General features: G+C 67.3%; 19 protein-coding genes and 1 pseudogene. 12 read left to right on the top strand and 8 right to left on the bottom strand.

Features of this window, described 5'->3' with window-relative positions:
* Window positions 1-7: 7 nt before the first annotated feature.
* Genes ACIA48_RS20635 through ACIA48_RS20625 form a run of 3 tightly spaced genes read left to right on the top strand, consistent with a single transcriptional unit; the run spans window position 8 to window position 2,578 of the window.
* Window positions 8-913, top strand: a complete 906-nt coding sequence (locus ACIA48_RS20635) for a metal ABC transporter solute-binding protein, Zn/Mn family (RefSeq protein ID WP_396735624.1) — start codon at window positions 8-10, stop codon at window positions 911-913.
* Window positions 914-921: 8 nt separating this feature from the next.
* Window positions 922-1,725 (top strand): metal ABC transporter ATP-binding protein, encoded by an 804-nt coding sequence (locus tag ACIA48_RS20630; RefSeq protein WP_396735622.1) that lies wholly within the window; start codon window positions 922-924, stop codon window positions 1,723-1,725.
* Complete coding sequence (locus ACIA48_RS20625; RefSeq protein WP_396735619.1) at window positions 1,718-2,578, top strand: metal ABC transporter permease; 861 nt, start codon at window positions 1,718-1,720, stop codon at window positions 2,576-2,578. The genes ACIA48_RS20630 and ACIA48_RS20625 overlap by 8 nt, the downstream gene beginning before the upstream one ends.
* Here ACIA48_RS20625 and ACIA48_RS20620 read toward each other — a convergent pair.
* Entirely contained in the window at window positions 2,575-3,381 is an 807-nt protein-coding gene (locus ACIA48_RS20620) for a sulfurtransferase (RefSeq protein WP_396735616.1), read from the bottom strand. The two genes, ACIA48_RS20625 and ACIA48_RS20620, sit on opposite strands and share 4 nt — an antisense overlap.
* A 31-nt stretch (window positions 3,382-3,412) precedes the next feature.
* Here ACIA48_RS20620 and bluB point away from each other — a divergent pair, with 31 nt between their 5' ends.
* The 4 genes from bluB to ACIA48_RS20600 are packed head-to-tail and all read left to right on the top strand — an operon-like array spanning window position 3,413 to window position 6,505.
* Window positions 3,413-4,087 (top strand): 5,6-dimethylbenzimidazole synthase, encoded by a 675-nt coding sequence (gene bluB, locus ACIA48_RS20615; protein WP_396735613.1) that lies wholly within the window; start codon window positions 3,413-3,415, stop codon window positions 4,085-4,087.
* Window positions 4,075-4,839 carry a LamB/YcsF family protein gene (locus ACIA48_RS20610; RefSeq protein WP_396736806.1) on the top strand — a complete coding sequence of 255 codons (765 nt, stop codon included), beginning with the start codon at window positions 4,075-4,077 and terminating at the stop codon, window positions 4,837-4,839. Before bluB ends, ACIA48_RS20610 begins: the two co-directional genes overlap by 13 nt.
* A gap of 8 nt (window positions 4,840-4,847) precedes the next feature.
* On the top strand, window positions 4,848-5,792 hold the full coding sequence (locus ACIA48_RS20605; protein WP_396735610.1) for a permease: 945 nt from the start codon (window positions 4,848-4,850) through the stop codon (window positions 5,790-5,792).
* Window positions 5,789-6,505, top strand: a complete 717-nt coding sequence (locus ACIA48_RS20600) for a TIGR03943 family putative permease subunit (RefSeq protein ID WP_396735608.1) — start codon at window positions 5,789-5,791, stop codon at window positions 6,503-6,505. The genes ACIA48_RS20605 and ACIA48_RS20600 overlap by 4 nt, the downstream gene beginning before the upstream one ends.
* A 1-nt stretch (window position 6,506) precedes the next feature.
* On the opposite strand, the gene ACIA48_RS20595 is transcribed toward ACIA48_RS20600, so the two are convergent.
* From ACIA48_RS20595 to rpmB, 5 genes are read right to left on the bottom strand one after another with little or no spacing between them, the layout of a single operon-like run.
* On the bottom strand, window positions 6,507-7,517 hold the full coding sequence (locus ACIA48_RS20595; protein ID WP_396735605.1) for a CobW family GTP-binding protein: 1,011 nt from the start codon (window positions 7,515-7,517) through the stop codon (window positions 6,507-6,509).
* 9 nt (window positions 7,518-7,526) lie between these two features.
* Window positions 7,527-7,781: a 30S ribosomal protein S18 gene (gene rpsR, locus ACIA48_RS20590; RefSeq protein WP_396735602.1), complete on the bottom strand. Its 255-nt coding sequence runs from the start codon at window positions 7,779-7,781 to the stop codon at window positions 7,527-7,529.
* A complete protein-coding gene (rpsN, locus tag ACIA48_RS20585) occupies window positions 7,781-8,080 on the bottom strand; it encodes a 30S ribosomal protein S14 (RefSeq protein WP_396735600.1) in 300 nt (99 codons plus the stop codon). The genes rpsR and rpsN overlap by 1 nt, the downstream gene beginning before the upstream one ends.
* A complete protein-coding gene (rpmG, locus tag ACIA48_RS20580) occupies window positions 8,080-8,244 on the bottom strand; it encodes a 50S ribosomal protein L33 (protein ID WP_396735597.1) in 165 nt (54 codons plus the stop codon). The genes rpsN and rpmG overlap by 1 nt, the downstream gene beginning before the upstream one ends.
* On the bottom strand, window positions 8,244-8,480 hold the full coding sequence (gene rpmB / locus ACIA48_RS20575) for a 50S ribosomal protein L28 (RefSeq protein WP_396735595.1): 237 nt from the start codon (window positions 8,478-8,480) through the stop codon (window positions 8,244-8,246). The genes rpmG and rpmB overlap by 1 nt, the downstream gene beginning before the upstream one ends.
* Window positions 8,481-8,541: 61 nt before the next feature.
* Between rpmB and mrf the strand changes: the two genes are divergently transcribed.
* From mrf to ACIA48_RS20550, 5 genes and pseudogenes are all read left to right on the top strand, one after another.
* Window positions 8,542-9,687 (top strand): ribosome hibernation factor-recruiting GTPase MRF, encoded by a 1,146-nt coding sequence (mrf, locus tag ACIA48_RS20570; RefSeq protein ID WP_396735592.1) that lies wholly within the window; start codon window positions 8,542-8,544, stop codon window positions 9,685-9,687.
* On the top strand, window positions 9,684-9,932 hold the full coding sequence (locus ACIA48_RS20565; protein WP_396735589.1) for a type B 50S ribosomal protein L31: 249 nt from the start codon (window positions 9,684-9,686) through the stop codon (window positions 9,930-9,932). The genes mrf and ACIA48_RS20565 overlap by 4 nt, the downstream gene beginning before the upstream one ends.
* A 10-nt stretch (window positions 9,933-9,942) precedes the next feature.
* A pseudogene (locus tag ACIA48_RS20560) lies at window positions 9,943-10,864 on the top strand (MBL fold metallo-hydrolase).
* The gene (locus ACIA48_RS20555; RefSeq protein WP_396735586.1) at window positions 10,855-12,096 is read left to right on the top strand and encodes an SLC13 family permease; all 1,242 of its coding nucleotides are present in this window, start codon (window positions 10,855-10,857) and stop codon (window positions 12,094-12,096) included. Before ACIA48_RS20560 ends, ACIA48_RS20555 begins: the two are co-directional and overlap by 10 nt.
* Window positions 12,097-12,200: 104 nt before the next feature.
* A complete protein-coding gene (locus ACIA48_RS20550; protein ID WP_396735583.1) occupies window positions 12,201-12,974 on the top strand; it encodes an SGNH/GDSL hydrolase family protein in 774 nt (257 codons plus the stop codon).
* Here the strand turns inward: ACIA48_RS20550 and rlmB are convergent.
* Both rlmB and cysS read right to left on the bottom strand, forming a co-directional pair.
* Window positions 12,971-13,912, bottom strand: coding sequence for a 23S rRNA (guanosine(2251)-2'-O)-methyltransferase RlmB (gene rlmB, locus ACIA48_RS20545; RefSeq protein ID WP_396735580.1), 942 nt, complete (start codon window positions 13,910-13,912; stop codon window positions 12,971-12,973). The genes ACIA48_RS20550 and rlmB overlap by 4 nt on opposite strands.
* Window positions 13,912-15,312 carry a cysteine--tRNA ligase gene (cysS, locus tag ACIA48_RS20540; protein ID WP_396735577.1) on the bottom strand — a complete coding sequence of 467 codons (1,401 nt, stop codon included), beginning with the start codon at window positions 15,310-15,312 and terminating at the stop codon, window positions 13,912-13,914. Before cysS ends, rlmB begins: the two co-directional genes overlap by 1 nt.
* Between the last annotated feature and the right edge of the window lie 11 nt (window positions 15,313-15,323).

Below are 15,323 nucleotides of genomic sequence, written 5' to 3'. Positions count from 1 at the left end.
AGATGCGATGCGGGCCAGCTTTGCGGCGATGACGGCGATCGTGGTGGCGATCGGTGCCGCCGGGTGCAGTGAGCAGGAATCGGCGCAATCCGGCCACGGCACCACAACCGTCGTCGCGTCCACCGATGTGTGGGGCAGTGTGGCCGGGGCCGTCACCGGCGATCATGCGGCCGTGACGTCGATCGTCAGCGGGACGGCCGCCGACCCGCACTCGTTCGAAGCCAGCCCCGCGGACACCGCGGCGATCACCGACGCCTCGCTGGTCGTGTTCAACGGCGGCGACTACGACCACTGGGTCGAGCACGTGCTCGAAGACCATCCAGACGTCCCGACCGTCGACGCCTTCGCGCTGCTGCCCGCGTCATCGCAGCCCGCCAACGAACACGTCTTCTACGACCCGGCGACCGCCAAGGCCGTCGCCACCCAGGTCGCCGACCGGCTGTCGACCATCGACTCCGCCAACGCCGACGCCTACCGCACCAACGCCGAGGCGTTCGGCGCCAAGGCAGACGAGATCCTGACGCTCGAGCGCGCGATCGGTCAGCAGCATCCGGGGGCCTCGGTCGTCGCGACCGAGCCCGTCGCGCACTACCTGCTGGCCAACGCAGGTATCGCCGACAAGACCCCGGAGGGCTTCGCGAACGCGATCGAGGAGGACACCGACCCGTCGCCAGCCGACCTGGCCGCCATGCTCGACCTGATCAACACCCGGCAGGTGTCCGCGCTGCTGTACAACCCGCAGACCGAGACCGCGGTCACCAAGCAGCTTCAGGACGCGGCCAACCGCGCCTCGATTCCCGTGGTCAACGTGACGGAGACGCTGCCTGAAGGCACCGACTATCTAACCTGGCAGCGCCAAACCGCCGAACAGCTGGCGAGCCAGTTGGATAAGGCACCACAGGCGAACCGATAATCAAGGGCGTGCCTGCTGTCGTCGTCGCCGAACTGACCAGCGCCCGGCTGGCGTTCGACGAACGCGTGCTGTGGGACCAGCTGGATCTGACAGTGCATGCCGGCGAATTCATCGCCGTGCTCGGACCCAACGGGACGGGTAAGACATCACTGCTCAAGGTGCTGCTGGGCCAACTGCCCCTCACCGAAGGCAGCGTGACCATCTGCGGGCAGCCGGTCGAAAAGGGCAGTCAGCGAATCGGTTACGTACCTCAGCACCGAGCCATCGACACCGGACTGTCGCTGCGCGGATGCGACCTCGTGGGTCTGGGCTTCGACGGTCACCGGTGGGGACTCGCGACCGACCGCTCGGCCAAACGCGCAGCCGTGCAGCGGGCGCTGTCCCAGGTCAACGGCGAAGCCTTGGGAAATGTGCCGGTCGGGGTGATGTCCGGCGGTGAACTGCAGCGGGTGCGGATCGCCCAGGCCTTGACCACAAATCCGGTGCTGCTGTTGTGCGATGAGCCGTTACTCAACCTCGACCCTGCCAATGCGCGGCTGGTGTCCGGCCTCATCGATGCGCGCCGCCGCGACGCGAACACCGCCGTACTTTTCGTCACACATGAGGTCAATCCCGTTCTGCCCTACGTGGATCGTGTGCTTTATCTGGTCGACGGGCGATTCCGGATCGGCACCGTCGAAGAGGTGATGACCTCGGCGACTCTGTCCGAGTTGTATCGCGCCGACATCCAGGTGGTGAAGGTCGGCAGCCGCTACGTCGTAGTCGGCGAACACGACCATTCGGCGCACGCGAGCGGACACGACCATGACTGAACGGCTCAGCGACCTGCTGACGCACCTGTTCTCGTTCGACATCACCCTCGACCTCTTGCGCCGCGACTTCGTCCAGCAGGCGCTGCTCGCGGCGGCTCTGCTAGCCCTGGTGTCCGGTTTGATCGGACCCTTCATCGTGATGCGGCAGATGTCGTTCGCGGTGCACGGATCAAGCGAGTTGTCCCTCACGGGAGCGGCTTTCGCGCTGCTCGCCGGTTTCAATGTGGGCGTCGGTGCACTCATCGGATGCGCAATGGCCGCAATCCTGTTCGGCATTTTGGGTCAGCGTGCCCGTGAACGGGATTCGGCGATCGGTGTCGTGTTGGCATTCGGACTCGGTCTCGCGGTGCTGTTCATCCATCTCTATCCCGGCCGAACCGGGACGAGCTTCGCGCTGCTGACCGGCCAGATAGTCGGCGTCGGATACTCGGGACTGGCGCTGCTCGCGGTGGTATCGATCGCCGTCGTCGCGGTCCTCGCGGTTTCCTACCGCCCGCTGTTGTTCGCCACCGTCGACCCCGAAGTCGCGGCGGGGCGCGGAGTTCCGGTGCGCGCATTGGGCATTGTGTTCGCCGCCCTGGTCGGGGTCACCGCCGCTCAGGGTGTGCAGATCGTCGGCGCGTTGCTGGTGATGTCCCTGCTCATCACACCCGCCGCGGCCGCGGTGCGGGTCTTCGCCTCACCGGGTGCGGCGATCGCGGCGTCGGTGGTCTTCGCCGAGGTGGCTGCTGTCGGGGGCATCGTGCTGTCCCTTGCGCCCGGGGTGCCCGTGTCGGTGTTCGTCACCACGATCTCGTTCGCGATCTTCCTGGTGTGCTGGCTGGTCGGCCGCCGCGGCCGGGCTCGCGGTTAGCCCTTCTCCACGGGACGCGTTGGATGCGAGGACCATTCGGACCACGAGCCCGGGTACAGCGCGGCGTCGACACCGGCTGCGGCGAGCGCCGCGACCACGACCGACGCCGTGACACCCGATCCGCAGTACGCGCCGACAGCACCGCTCAACTCGGGCACATCGGAGACGAACCGGCCGTCGCCGTCCAGCAGGCTCGTGCTCGGCACGTTGCGGGCCCCGGGAATGTGGCCGGCGACCGGGTCGACGGGTTCGACGTCGCCGCGGAAGCGTTCCGGGGCACGCGCATCCAGCAGCGTCAGGTCCGCGTCCGTCACCTGTTCGGCGGTCAGCGTCGGCAGTGCGCCGGCATACAGGTCGTCGTAGGTCACCGTGACATCGCCGGGTTGCGCACTCGCCGAACCGGTTTCGAGCGGCCCGGTCCAGGCGGACAGTCCACCGTCGAGGATCCGAACCTCGGTGATGCCCGCCGCTTTGAGCACCCACCAGGCGCGCGCCGAGCCCGCGCGGTTCCAGTCGTCGTACACGACGACTGGCACACCGGCGCGCACACCCCAGCGCCTGGCGGCCGCCTCGAGATCGCAGCCGGACGGCAACGGGTGGCGTCCGCGACCGGTGACGGAATGGTCGGACAATTCGTCGTCAAGCGAGACGTATACCGCGCCCGGAATGTGGCCTCGCTCGTATGCCGCGCGGCCGTCGGGTTCAGCGAGCTGCCAGCGCACGTCGAGAATCGTCGGACGCTCGCCGTCCTCGAGTCGCTGCTCCAGTTCCGCCGCATCAATCAATACCTGCTCACGGGTCACCCCGTCGATGGTGCCACCTAGGCTCTTTTACGTGACCGAGCACGCATTCAGCCCAGCGGAGCGAAGCGCGATCTACCGCGTGATCGCCGAACGTCGCGACATGCGACGCTTCGTCCCCGGCTCCGCGATCCCCGAGGACGTGCTGATCCGATTACTGCAGGCCGCGCACGCCGCGCCCAGCGTCGGGCTGATGCAGCCGTGGCGGTTCATCCGCATCACCGACTCCGATCTGCGCAGAGACATTCACGCCGTCGTCGACGAAGAGCGGCAGCGCACCGCGGAAGCGCTCGGTCCGCGCGCTGCCGAGTTCCTGGCACTCAAGGTCGAAGGCATCCTGGACTGCGCCGAGCTGTTGGTCGTCGCACTGGGCGACGGCAGGCAGGCCCACATCTTCGGCAGGCGCACGCTGCCGCAGATGGACCTGGCATCGGTGTCATGCGCCATCGAGAACCTATGGTTGGCTGCCCGCGCCGAAGGCTTCGGCATGGGGTGGGTGTCCCTCTTCGATCCGCGCCGGCTCGGGGAGTTGCTCGGCATTCCCGACGACGCCGAGGCCGTCGCTGTGCTGTGTCTCGGCCCGGTGCCGGAGTTTCCCGACCGCCCTCAACTCGAGATCGACCATTGGGTGGTCGGGCGGCCGCTGAGCGAATTCGTCGCCGAGAACAGGTGGGCCGCGCCCGCGCCGATCGTAGGCTGGTCGACGTGACCGTCGATCTCAACGCCGATCTCGGCGAGAGTTTCGGAGTGTGGAAACTCGGCGATGACGACGCCATGCTCGACATCGTCACGAGCGCCAACGTCGCGTGCGGATTCCACGCCGGCGACCCCGCGCTGCTGCTGCGGACGTGCCGAGCCGCCGCTGAACGCGACGTGCGGATCGGTGCACAGGTCGGTTACCGCGATCTCGCCGGATTCGGCAGACGTTTCATCGACGCCGACCCGGAAGACCTCAGGGCCGACGTGATCTACCAGATCGGCGCGCTACAGGCGATCGCGCATGCCGCGGGCTCGACGGTAAGCTACGTCAAACCCCATGGCGCGCTGTACAACACGATCGTCACTAACCACGATCAGGCGCGGGCGGTCGCCCAAGCGGTGTACGCCGTCGACCCTGCCCTACCCGTTCTCGGTCTGTCCGGTTCGGTGTTCTTCACCGAAGCACAGGACGTCGGGCTGCGCACCGTGCCCGAAGCGTTCGCCGACCGCGCATATCGCTCGGACGGACAGCTGGTGTCCCGGCGACTGCCCAACGCCGTGCTGCACGATGTCGATGAGATCGTCGAGCGGGTGTCGTCGATGGTGACGGCGGGCCGGGTGGACGCGGCCGATGGTTCCACGATTCCCATCACGGTCGAATCTGTTTGCGTGCACGGAGATTCGCCCGGTGCCGTGCGAATCGCCACCGCGGTACGGGAGCGACTGGGATCCGACGGGGTCGAGATCAGGGCGTTCACCTGAACAGATCCATGGTCGTGCTGGTCGTCGGCATGGTCGCACTGGCCGTCTTCGGCACCGCGCTACGCGGATTCGTCTTCGGCTCAGCGGATCTCGCGACCGCGGCCACAGTCTTCAGCGGTATCTTCGTGCAGGCCATTCCCTTCCTGGCCCTCGGGATCGTGATCAGCGGACTCGTCGCGGCGTTCGTGACCCCCGACCGGCTCGCTCGCTGGTTGCCGCGCAGGCCCGCCCCAGCCATCCTCGCCGCCGGTGTCGGCGGTGCGGCCCTGCCCGGGTGCGAATGTGGTTCGGTTCCCGTGGCGCGCCGCCTGTTTGGTGATGGTGCGGTCGGCGCCGCGGCGTTGACATTCATGCTCGCCGCCCCGGCCATCAACCCCGTCGTGCTGGTGGCCACCGCTGTCGCATTCCCCGGCCAGCCGCAGATGGTGGCTGCGCGGTGCATCGCGTCTCTGCTGACTGCGTTGATCATGGGTGGGTTGTGGGCGCGGTTCGGCCGGACCGAGTGGATCACCCGGCGTCTGCCACAACCACGCGATGGCGAGGACTCGCGGTGGACGGTCTTCACCGAGGCGGCCCGGCACGACTTCCTACAGGCGGCCTCGTACCTGGTAATCGGCGCTGCCGCCGCCGCGGCGCTTCGGGTGATCGTGCCGCCGTGGATGTACGAGAAGCTCGCGGGCCAGATCGTGCTCGGCATCGTGACCATGGCGCTGCTCGCGGTGGTGCTGTCGCTGTGCTCGGAGGCCGACGCGTTCGTCGCCGCCAGCTTGACGATGCTGCCGCTGCTTCCGCGTCTGGTGTTTCTCGTCGTCGGTCCGGCGGTCGATCTCAAGCTGTTCGCGATGCAGGCCGGCATGTTCGGACGCGCGTTCGCTCTGCGTTTCGCGCCAACGACGTTCGTGGTGGCGATGCTCGTCGCCACGGGCGTCGGCCTGCTGGTGGGCGCGCAATGACGCGCGAGACCGAGAACGTGATCCTGTTGCTCGTCGGCATGGCCACCGGAATCATCACGATCACCGGTGCGTACACCCGCTACGTCAAGCCGTCGCTGCTGCCGTGGCTGGCGGTGTCGGCGATCCTGCTCATCGTGCTCGCGCTGATATCCATCGTGCGCGACATCCGCCGCGGGTCGACAGACGCGCCCGGTCACGACGGACACACTCACCGAGCGTCGGCGGCCTGGCTGCTCATCGTGCCCATCGCGGTGCTCGGTTTCATCGTTCCGCCTGCCATCGCACCTCAAGCCGCGACCCCGTCGGTGACCGAGGTGTCCCCACCAACGGAGCGCCGGCCGTTTCCCGCACTGCCCGACGAGCGCGCGCCGGCCATCTCGCTGCCCGAGGTCCTCGTTCGAATTGCGCGCGATTCGGCGAACACCCTCGACGACAGGCTGATCACTGTCACCGGGTTCACGTTCAAAGAGGACGGCCGCACGGATCTGGCGCGCGTGGTGATCATCTGCTGCGCCGCCGACGCCTCGCTGGCGCGAATTCGAATCAGCGGTCCGGCCGCGCAGCAGGTCGACAACTATCCAGAGAACACCTGGCTGCGGGTCGAGGCCAAAGTCCCAACCGGACAGACCTTTTCACGCGACGGCCCGATCGCGGTCATGGAGGTCTTCTCCGCCACGCGCATCGACCCGCCCGCCAACCTCTACGAGTATTGATTCACAGGCTGAGCCGGCGATAACGCTGAAGGCGGCGAATGGCTGCCGCCGAAGCGTTTCCGTCGCCGGGGGCCAACACGTCGTCCAGAAGCGCTCGGACGTGCTCGGTGTCGAGATCCATCCCGATCGCGACGAGACTGTTCGGTGTCGCCGTGGCCGGAGCACCCGAGATGTGTATCGAGGGACCGACGAGATGCGCGACGTAGGTCCGCACTGCGGATCGATAACGCACGGCTATCGTGCCTTTGACCCGATAGACCCCGGACGGCGGATCCTCCAGCAGATCAAGGAGTTTGCCCGGATCGATACACCCCGAAGTGGTCACCGTGACCGCGTCGGCGTGGGCATGGTGGTCATCGTCGGACTCGAAGAGCAGGTCCCGGAACGAGAGCTGGCCCAGCTCGTCACTCGATCCGGGTAGGTCGTACAGCAGCGCGGGATCGATTCGCGCGCCGACCGTTCCGACGACAGGGGCATGAGGATTACGCTCACGGACGCGCTTCTCCACTCGCTCGAGCAACGGCTGCCGGTCGTCGATCGGCAGTTGATCCATCTTGTTGACGACGACCAGCGATGCGGCGGCATAGCGCGCGGGTGGACTGGTCTCGCGATCGACGACGTCGAAGTGGGTGGTGGCGTCGATGACGTCGACGATGCCGCCCGGCCGCACGCGGTCGACGCCGCTGAAGCGGATCAGTTGCGCCACGGCGACCGGGTCGGCCAGACCGCTGGTCTCGACAATGATGGCGTCGAGGTCGAGTCGAGGGTCGGTGAGCTTGGTCAGCGCGTCGTCGAGCCCGCCATTGTCAGGCAGACAGCACACACAGCCGCCGGTGATCGAGGCAGCCTCGTCGACCTGGCCGGTGACCAGCCCGGCGTCCACGTTGAGCGCGCCAAAGTCGTTGATGATCACGCCAAGTCGCGCTCTCGGGGTTCTCAGAACGTGGTTGAGCAGGCTGGTCTTGCCTGCGCCGAGATACCCGGTCAACGCGATGACTGGGATGCTGCTCACGCGCGGAGATTACCGCAGGGTGGCATACGGCAGCAGCGCCATCTCCCGTGCGTTCTTGATCGCGTTGGCGACCTCCCGCTGCTGCTGCACCGTCAGCCCCGTTACGCGCCGCGACCGGATCTTGCCGCGCTCGGAGATGAACGTCCGGAGCAGCTGCACGTCCTTGTAGTCGACGTACTCGATGCCCCGCTCGGTGAGCGGGGACTTCTTCTGATGCTTCGGTTCCGGAGCGGGATGCCGACGCGTTTGCCGTTTCTTGGCCATCACCAACTCGCCTTCGAGACGCCGGGCAACTCGCCGCGGTGAGCCATCTCGCGCATCCGTACCCGCGACAACCCGAACTTGCGCAGATGACCGCGCGGCCGCCCGTCGACGACATCGCGGTTGCGCAGTCGCACCGGACTGGCGTCTCGCGGCAATTTCTGTAGGGCCGCCTGCGCGATGGCGCGCTCTTCAGGCGTGCCCGTTCGGATGGTCTCCTTGAGCACCGCACGCCGTTCGGCATATCGCGCAACGGTTTTGCGACGCTGCTCGTTCTTGGCGATCTTCGAGGTCTTGGCCATCAGCGTTCCTCGCGGAAGTCGACGTGGCGCCGCACGACGGGGTCGTACTTGCGCAGCACGATCCGATCCGGATCGTTGCGCCGGTTCTTGCGCGTGACGTAGGTGTAGCCGGTACCCGCGGTGGACTTCAGTTTCACGATTGGCCGGATATCGGTGCGCGGCATTAGATTTTTGTCCCTTCACGACGTAGCCGAGCGACGACGGCCTCGATGCCGTCACGGTCGATGACCTTGATCCCCTTGGCGCTCACCCGCAGCGTGACGCGGCGGCGCTCCGAGGGCAGATAGTAGGTCTTGGACTGGATGTTCGGGTTCCACCGCCGGCGGGTGCGGCGATGTGAGTGCGATACGGAATTGCCGAAGCTCGGTGCTCGGCCGGTGACCTGACAGTGCGCGGACACGCCCCTCCTTTCGGTGCGTTAATGTAAATGATAATCGTTTTCAATAGTACAGGAGGTGCGCATGCGAACGCCGGTGGTCGTGGTTTGCGGTCAGGGCGATACTGAGGGCGTCGTCGACGTCGTGGGCAGACAACCCGGCACGGTCGTCGTCGAGCACCGATTCGACGGCCAGGTGGTCCTGCGGCGCGTCACCGTCGCCGGCGACACCACGGAATGGCCTCTCGAGCTGCGGAAAGGCTGTGTCACCTGCACGGTGCGCAACGACCTGCTGATCCTGCTCAGACGGCTGCATCGCCGCAGCGACGTCGAGCGCATCGTTGTGCGCCTGATGCCGTGGTTGGAACCCGAACCGGTCTGTTGGGCGATCAACAACGTGCGGGTGCGCGTGGGGCCCGGATACCTCGACGGGCCTGCCGCCTGCGACGTGCGGATCGACGCGGTGGTGACATGCGTCGACTCCGCGAATTGGCTGAGCCAATCCCTCGGTGACGACGACCTCTCCGACGGGCGCACGGTCGCGCAGGTCGTGGTCGCCCAGGCCGAGTTCGCCGACGCGCTCGTGCTCACCGAACCCGATAAGCGGACGCTGTCGGTGCTGCGCCGCCTGGCGCCGCTGGCACGCCTCACCGTCGGAGCCGAACGCGCCGAGACCGCGCTGGCCAATCTCGAACCCGACAGCCGCCGAGGCCGCAGCGACAATCCGCACGACCCATTGCTCGCCGGTCAGCCGTCACTCTCCGGCGACGGCGACGTTGGGTTGATCCTGTTCTCCGCGCGGCGGCCGTTCCATCCCGAACGCCTGCACGACGCACTGGATCTGCTGCTGGACGGGGTGGTGCGAACCCGGGGCAGGCTGTGGCTGGCCAACCGGTTCGACGACGCGATGTGGATCGAATCCGCCGGCTGCGGACTACGAACCGAGTACGCCGGAAAGTGGCTGGCTGCAATGACTTCCAACCAGTTGGCCTACGCCGACCCACAGCGGTGCGCACTGGCCTCCGCCGATTGGGACGACTCTCTCGGCGACCGCCACGTGGCGTTGACGGTGCTCGTCTGCGGCGCCGAACCCCAGGCCATCGCCGACGGCCTACAAGCAGCGTTGCTCACCGACGACGAGATGGCGCACCCGCACGAGTGGCGTACCTTCTCCGATCCGTTCGAGCACGCAGGTGAGGTAGCTAAGTATCACGAAGGAGACGAACGATGAAGCCCGATATCCATCCCGACTACCACCCGGTGGTGTTCCAGGACGCGACCACCGGTGACGCATTCCTGACGCGGTCCACGTTGACGAGCGAGCGCACTGTCGAATGGGAGGACGGCCGCACCTATCCCCTCGTCGTCGTCGACATCAGCGCCTCGTCACATCCGTTCTGGACGGGCTCCCGCCGCCACATCGATACCGCCGGGCAGGTCGAGAAGTTCCGCAGGCGCTACGGGAGCCGCGCATAAGGTTGGCGCTATGCGCCTCAAGCTCGGCAGGCCGAACCTGGCCGACTACGCAGGTTACTTCGACGCGCCCGCCGCGCCCGAGGGCGCGCCGCTGACTGTCACCTGGGCCGGCGTCACCACGCTGCTCATCGACGACGGTGAATCCGCCCTGATGACCGATGGCTTCTTTTCCCGGCCGAGCCTCGCCGAGGTCGGACTGCGGTCGTTGTCGCCGTCGGCGCCCCGCATCGACGGCTCCTTGGCGCGCCTCGGGGTGCAGCGCCTGGATGCGGTCATGCCGGTGCACACGCATTTTCGACCACGCGATGGACACCGCTGTGGTCGCCGAGCGCACGAGCGCGAAGGTAGTCGGCGGAACGTCGGCGAGACAGGTCGGCCGCGGCCACGGATTGCCCGACGACCGCCTCGTCGTCGCCACCCCGGGTGAGCCGATAACCGTTGGGGCGTATGACGTCACGCTGATCGAGTCCGAACATTGCCCACCCGATCGCTTTCCCGGCGTCATCACCGAACCCGTCGCGCCGCCGGTACGCGCGTCGGCTTACAAGTGCGGTGAGGCGTGGTCGACGGTCGTGCACCACCGCCCGTCCGGCAGGCGGCTGCTGATCGTCGGCAGTGCCGGATTCGTGCCCGGCGCGCTGGCCGGGCAGCAGGCCGACGTGGTGTATCTCGGCGTCGGGCAGCTCGGCGTACAGCCTGAGCGGTACCTGGTCGACTACTGGACAGAAGCTGTGCGCTGCGTCGGCGCGCGCCGCGTCGTGCTCACCCATTGGGACGACTTCTTCCGCCCGCTGCACAAACCGCTGCGCGCACTCCCCTACGCGGGTGACGACCTGGACGTCACCATGCGAGTGCTGTCGCGGCTGGCGCGCGAGGACGGTGTCGCGCTGCATCTGCCGACGCTCTGGCAGCGCGCAGACCCGTGGAGTTGAGCCTGGCGCTCGTCGCACTGGCCGTCGTGCTGTTGTTCGCCATCGTCCGGCCACACGGCTGGCCCGAGGCCATCGTCGCGGTCCCGGTGGCTTGCATTTTGCTCGTCGCGGGCGTCATCTCGGTACCCGAGGCGCTCGCCGAGGTGGGCCGACTGCTGCCCGTCGTCGGCTTCCTGGCCGCGATCCTGGTGCTCGCGAAGCTGTGCGCCGACGAGGGACTGTTCCGCGCGGCTGGTGTCGCGATGGCGCGGTTCAGCGCGGGCAACCCCAAACACCTGCTGTCCATGGTGTTCGTCGTCGCGTCTGCGACCACAGCGATCCTGAGTCTCGATGCGACGGTCGTGCTTTTGACGCCGGTCGTGCTCGCGACGGCACGCACGCTGGCGGTGCCGGCCAGGCCGCACGCGTATGCCACCGCCCACCTGTCCAACAGTGCGTCGCTGCTGCTGCCGGTGTCCAACCTCACCAACCTGTTGGCGTTCACAGCCGCGGGACTGACGTTCGTGCATTTCGCCGCGGTCATGACCCTGCCCTGGCTGGCCGCGATCGCCGTCGAATTCGTCTTGTTGCGTTGGGTTTTCAGGAGTGACCTGTCCGTCGAGTCCACTCACGTCGATGGGTCTGAACGCGTGGATGTGCCGGTCTTCGTCCTGGTGGTCCTCGCGCTCACCCTCGCCGGTTTCGCGGTGACCTCACTGCTCGGGCACTCCCCCGCATGGGCGGCCCTGGCCGGCGCCACCGTCCTCGGCGTGCGAGCACTCGCCCGCCGCGACACCACCGTCCACCGGATCGCGGCAGCGGTGGACGCACCGTTCCTGGCGTTCGTGCTGTGCCTGGGTGTCGTCGTCGACGCGGTGATGCTGCACGGCCTGGACTCAGCGATGCGCGACGTGCTGCCCACGGGCGACACGCTGCCCGCACTGCTGGGAATCGCGGCGATCGCCGCCGTCCTGTCCAACGTCGTCAACAATCTGCCCGCAGTGCTGGTCATGCTTCCGCTCGTGGCGGCATCGGGCCCGGCCGCCGTGCTCGCTGTGCTGATCGGGGTGAACATCGGGCCCAATCTGACGTACGTCGGCTCACTGGCCAATCTGTTGTGGCGTGGCGTCGTTCGCCGCGAGATGCCGGCGGGGTTCGTCGAGTTCACCCGCATCGGGCTGTGCACCGTGCCGCTCACCCTGCTGGCATCGGTCGCGGGTCTGTGGCTGAGCATCAAACTGTTCGGTGTGTAGTCCCGGTTACCTGCGCTCAAACGACAGTGGGACAACGTATGTCGATTGCGCCACCGGCGGCGCTGCGGGGTGCGCGTCGCCATAGCATCGGCCAGATTGGTGCTATGGCTGTATTCAGCAGATACGTAGCGCTCGGTGACTCGTTCACCGAAGGTATCGGCGACCCCTATGCAGCCTCTCCGAACGGTCTACGCGGCTGGGCCGACCGTGTCGCTGAAGTGCTCGGGCAGAACAACCCGGACATGCGCTATGCAAACCTGGCGGTACGTGGGCGCACCATGGACGAGATACTCGCCGAACAGATCCAGACCGCGGTCATGCTCGAGCCCGACATCGTGACGATCTACGCAGGCATGAACGATCTGTTGTTGGTGCGCAACAACATCGACGCGATGATGGCGCGCTACGCCGACGCTTTGAAGACCCTGCAGCAAACCGGTGCGGTCGTCCTCACCTTCACCGCTGCCGATCTCGGCACTGTCCCGCTGTTCCGCCGGTTGCGCGGCCGTGCCGCGATCTACAACGAACTGTTGCGTACCATCGTCGACGATCTCGGTGTTCAGCTCGTAGACTTCTGGCGGTTCAACGAGTTTCGGGATCCGCGGCTGTGGGCGGGCGACCGCATCCACCTATCCCCACTAGGACACGAACGCATGGCCGCCAAGGTCCTCGACACACTCACGGTGCCGCACAGCCTGACGTCGCGGTCAGCCGCGCTGTTGAATTCGACACCGCCGGAACGTAGCTGGTGGGCCAACTTTTGTTGGGCCGCAGCGTTCGCGGCGCCGTGGGTGGCACGACGGCTGCGCCGGGTGACCCCAGGCGCCGGCGTCGAACCGAAGTTACCCGGGTTGGCCGAGGTGCTGCAGCCCGCTTAACTGCGGCGCTGGCGGGCGATTTCAGCGAGTACCACGCCGGCGGCCACCGACGCGTTCAGCGATTCCGTGGGTCCCGCCATCGGGATCGACACGATGGCGTCGCAGTTCTCCCGGACCAGACGAGACAGGCCCTTGCCCTCGGATCCGACGACCACGAGGATCGGGCCTGAGCCGTCGAGTTCGTCGACCGTGATGTCACCGTCGGCGTCGAGACCCACCACCTGCAGGCCGGCGTTGGCCCAATCCTTCAGTGTGCGATTCAGATTCGTCGCCCGCGCCACCGGAAGCCGGGCAGCCGCACCCGCACTGGTGCGCCACGCGACCGCGGTCACCGACGCCGATCGTCGCTGGGGAATCAGCACGCCGTGGCCGCCGAACGCGGACACCGACCGGACGATCGCGCCGAGGTTTCGCGGATCGGAGATGTTGTCCAGGGCGACGAGCAGGGCGGGCGACACGTCCGTTGTCGCAGCCTTCACCATGTCGTCGGGATGCGCGTACTCATAGGGCGGAACCTGCAGTGCGATGCCCTGGTGGAGCCCGTTGGTGCTCATCCGGTCGAGATCGATCCGCGGCACCTCGAGGATGGCGATCCCGGAATCGGCTGCCCGCGTGACCGATTCGGTCAGTCGTTCGTCGGATTCCGCGCCGAGCGCGACGTAGAGCGCGGTGGCAGGCACACCCGCACGCAGGCACTCCACCACGGGATTGCGCCCGAGCACCAGTTCGACGTCATCGGTCTTGCGTTGGCGGCCCTGCTGCTTCCTGGCCGCCTTCGCGGCACGCTTCGCCGCGGGATGGTGGGCCCGGTCCTTGGCTGCCGGCGTCGCACCCCTGCCTTCGAGCCCACGGCGGCGCACCCCGCCCGACCCGACGGTCGGGCCTTTCTTGGTGCCGGGCTTGCGAATCGCGCCACGGCGTTTGGAGTTTCCAGCCATTACTTGGTGTAACCGTCCAGCAGTGTCCATTGCGGTCCGTCACCGGTGTCGGTGACCTCGATCCCGGCCGCCTTCAAACGGTCGCGGATCGCGTCGGCCTCCGCCCAGTCGCGGCGATCCCTGGCGTCCGCCCGGCGCTGCACCTCGGCCTGCACGAGGACGTCGACGGCGGCCAGCGCGGCCGAGGTCTCGTCCTTGGATTCCCAGCGCTCGTCGAGCGGATCGGCGCCGAGGATGCCCATCATCGTGCGGATCGACATCGCTTGTGCCAGTGCGGTTTCGTGGTCACCGGCGTCCAGTGCCCGGTTCCCCTCCGCGCGTGCGGCGTGGATCTCAGCCAGGGCCGTCGGCACCGCGAGATCGTCGTCGAGGGCTGCTTCGAACTTCGGTGTCCACTGGCCCGGCACCACCGCACCGACCCGATTGCGGACCCGGTGCAGGAAATCCTCGATGCCGGTGTACGCCTTCGCGGCGTCCTGCAGCGCTGTCTCGGAGAACTCCAGCATGGACCGGTAGTGCGCGCTGCCGAGATAGTAGCGCAGCTCTGCGGCCCGAACCCGTTGCAGCACAGCCGGTATCGCCAGGACGTTGCCCAGCGACTTGCTCATCTTCTCGCCGCCCATGGTCACCCAACCGTTGTGCAACCAGAAGCGGGCGAACGGATCACCGGCGGCCTCGGCCTGCGCGATCTCGTTCTCGTGGTGCGGGAACACCAGGTCCATCCCGCCGGCGTGGATGTCGAACTCGGCGCCGAGGTACGCCTCGCACATGGCGACGCATTCGGTGTGCCAGCCTGGACGGCCGCGTCCCCAGGGCGTGGGCCAGGACGGTTCGCCTGGTTTCGCACCCTTCCACAGCGTGAAGTCGCGCTCGTCGCGTTTACCGGTCGCCACACCCTCGCCCTGGTGCACGTCGTCGATCCGGTGGCCCGACAGCTTCCCGTAGTCGCCCAGGCTGAGCACGTTGAAGTACACGTCTCCGCCACCCACATACGCGTGGCCGCGTTCGATCAGACGCTCGATCAGCTCGATGATCTGGGTGATGTGTCCGGTGGCCCGTGGCTCGGCCGACGGCGGAAGCACGCCCAGAGCGTCGTAGGCGGCCGAGAACGCGCGCTCGTAGGTGGCGGCCCATTCCCACCACGGCCTGCCCGCATCGGCGGCCTTGTTCAGGATCTTGTCGTCGATATCGGTGACGTTGCGGATGAACGCGACGTCGTAGCCCTTCGCCATCAGCCAGCGCCGCAGGACGTCGAATGCCACCCCGCTGCGGACGTGCCCGATGTGGGGCAGGCCCTGCACGGTGGCACCGCAGAGGTAGATCGATACGTGGCCCGGACGCACCGGCACGAAGTCGCGGACGGCGCCCGCCATCGTGTCGTATAGCCGCAGGTCGGTCACGACGGGCCAGC

It is taken from the genome of Mycobacterium sp. NPDC051804 (genome assembly GCF_044452905.1).
GTDB lineage: Bacteria > Actinomycetota > Actinomycetes > Mycobacteriales > Mycobacteriaceae > Mycobacterium.
This window is presented reverse-complemented; position numbering and strand designations above follow the sequence as displayed.